The 3,172-nt window shown below is 60.2% G+C and carries 1 protein-coding gene; it reads left to right on the top strand.

The window, feature by feature from the left end:
* Nucleotides 1-242 precede the first annotated feature (242 nt).
* Nucleotides 243-2,921 (top strand): c-type cytochrome, encoded by a 2,679-nt coding sequence (locus tag NZK35_RS33870; RefSeq protein ID WP_259636956.1) that lies wholly within the window; start codon nt 243-245, stop codon nt 2,919-2,921.
* Nucleotides 2,922-3,172: the final 251 nt, after the last annotated feature.

The raw sequence follows: 3,172 nt of genomic DNA, 5'->3' as shown, positions 1-3,172 counted from the left end.
ATGCAATATCCGGGCTAAAGCCTGCACACCAACGCTTATGCCCGTGCCACAACGGCCTGCGCCCCCTTTTCCGCTCCGAGGGGAAATCAAGTGGGAAAGGCTTCCAGACTGTCATCCACGGGCGGACGGTGTAACATAAGGGACCCCGAGCGGAAAACGCTCTGACGCAAGTGCTCCCACTCGGTAGAGAGCGTCGCCCCACCCCACTCGCACGCCATTATCTCCGCGAAACCAGAACTGCAATGAACCTAGCTTCCCTCCGATTGATCCCCTCCACCGCCGCGCTGACGACCGGCCGGCATGTCGCCGTGATCTGCCTGTCGGCACTCTGCGTTGCCTTGCTCGTCCCCGATGCCGCTGCCCAAAACGGCGCGGCGAAAGCCAAGGCACGTAAAACACCGGCAAAACGAACGCGGCCGACCAGCGTCGGTCCGGCCATCGGCGGCAACACCGCGACTCCGATCGATCGGATCAAGGCGGCCGAAGGGTTTGAAGTGGAGTTGCTGTATTCGGTTCCCGGCGAAGAGCAGGGCTCGTGGGTGAATCTCTGCACCGACGACAAAGGTCGAATTCTGGTCAGCGATCAATTCGGCGGCCTGTATCGCATCACGCCGCCGCCGGCTGGCGAAACCCTCCAGACGGCGGACGTCGAACGAGTTCCCGCCGACATCCGAGCGGTCAACGGAATGGTCTGGGCCTTCGGAGCCCTGTACGTCGGCGTCAACGACTACGAACAAAAAATCCCCTCCGGTTTGTACCGGGTCAGTGATAGTGACGGCGATGATTCCTTGGACAAGGTCGAACTGCTTCACGAAGTCAAATCCAGAGGCGATCACGGCGTTCACGCCGTGATGCCGACCCCCGACGGAAAAGCACTGTATCTGGTCACCGGCAACAACACGACGCCGCCGCCGCTGGCAGACAGCTCACCGGTACGTCAGGTCTGGGGCGAAGACCATCTGTTGCCCAGCATGCCGGACGGACGCGGACACAACCGCGGCGTGCTCGCCCCCGGCGGCATCATCTATCGTGTCACGCCCGACGGACAAACCTTCGAAGCCTACGCGTCCGGATTTCGCAACGTGTTTGACGCCGCAGTCAATCGTGACGGCGAGCTGTTCACGTATGACGCCGACATGGAATACGACTTCAACACCCCGTGGTATCGCCCGACGCGTATTTGTCTGGTGACCAGTGGCGCCGAGTTTGGTTGGCGAAACGGTGCCGGAAAACGCATGCCGTTCTACACCGACAACCTGCCCGGCGTGCTTGATATCGGCCCCGGGTCTCCGACCGGCATGACGTTCGGCTACGGGGCCAAGTTCCCCGCCAAGTACCAAGACGCACTCTACGCACTCGACTGGAGTTGGGGAAAGCTCTACGCGATCCACTTGGAACCAAGCGGCTCGTCCTACACCGCGACCAAAGAAGAGTTCGTGACCGGCGCACCGCTGCCGATCACCGATGCCATCATCCGTCCCCAAGACGGTGCGATGTATTTCACGATCGGCGGGCGACGCGTGCAATCGGGCCTGTACCGCGTGACCTATGTCGGCGATCAGTCGACCGAGCCCGTCCAAGCAAAGGCGACGAAAAGCAAAGCTCGCCAGACGCGACACATGCTGGAAGCCTTCCACGGTCAACAAGCCCCCCAGGCGGTCTCCGTCGCTTGGCCGTACCTTGCCGATCAAGATCGCTTCATTCGATTCGCCGCCCGAACCGCCGTCGAGCACCAACCGACCGATCAATGGGCCGCCAAGGCGTTGAACGAATCGGACCCGGCGAAACAAGTCGAAGCCTTGCTTGCCCTGGCTCGCGTCACCGGCGTCTGCCCGCAACATCGCAACGACTCCACTCCCGCGGTGGACACGGACATGCGAGAAAAACTGCTCGACGCAGTCCTCTCGATCGACGTGGCCGGCCTGACCGAAACGCAGCAACTGACGCTTCACCGGACAACGCAAATCATTTTGAATCGATTCGGCCGTCCCGATGACGCCCTGATCGATCGCTTGATCGCCAAGTTTGACCCGCTGTTACCGGCGTCAACTCCGGAATTGAACTGGCTATTGTGCGAAACGCTTGCCTGGCTGCAATCGCCGACCGTCGCCCAGAAGGCGATCGCGTTGATCCAAGATGCGCCCACGCAAGAAGAACAGATGCAATACGCGCGTTCGATTCGCATGCTCAAAGCCGGCTGGACGCCCGAGTTGCACACGGCGTACTTCGAGTGGTTCTTGAAGGCGGCCAATTACAAAGGCGGTGCCAGTTTCGATCAGTTCATTCAATTCATTCGCGACGATGCGGTCGCCTCGCTGAGTGAAACGCAAACAGCCGAGATGGCGGAACTGTTGGCGAGAAAGCCGGTCAAAAAGTCCGCGTTGGAAAACCTGGGCCAAATCTTTGAGGGACGCCCCGAGAAAAAGTGGACGCTGGAAGAGTTGTCGGCGGCCGCCCGCACCGGATTGATGCAGCGTGACTTTGAAAATGGTCGAAAAATGTTCGCCGCAACCGGGTGTTATGCCTGCCACCGCTTCGGCGATCAAGGCGGCATGACCGGCCCCGACCTGACCTCGGCCGGACGCCGCTACTCGCCGCACGACTTGTTAGACCAGGTGATCCATCCCAGCAAGGTGATCAATGACCAGTTCTCGGCGGTCAAAGTTCTGACCGACGACGGTCGGATTCACGTCGGTGTGGTGGTCAATCTGAACGGCGATTCGATGACACTCAATACCGATCTGACCGATCCCAATGACCGCGTCAACATCGACCGCAAGACGATCGAAGAAATGATGGTTTCCAAGACGTCGGCGATGCCGGAAGGGCTGTTCAACCGAATGACCCAAGACGAGATCCTGGATCTGGTTGCCTATCTGATCAGCGCCGGCGATCCAAAGCACGAGTTCTTTAAGAACTGACCGCGGTGCTGGGCACGTGTTTGCCATCGATGCGGCCCGGGTCGTGGGACGTCGATTCTCGTACCGCAGGATTTGGCAACCGATTGAGATTCTCTCCCTCAGGGGGTTCTTCGTGGATTTTAGTGGCTCATCGCTCAGGACCCAGGTTTTTCGAGGCATTGCTGCGATGTCCGAATGGGGAGAGCGAGGACAAACGCTCGGTTCAAATGCCCCTCCGCCGACACGGGGGCCGGCGGAGGGCACGAAGCACC

The organism is Stieleria sedimenti, assembly GCF_025060895.1.
GTDB classification, from domain to species: domain Bacteria; phylum Planctomycetota; class Planctomycetia; order Pirellulales; family Pirellulaceae; genus Stieleria; species Stieleria sedimenti.
The sequence above is the reverse complement of the archived record's forward strand: the minus strand, read 5'-3'. Positions and strand labels throughout refer to the sequence as shown.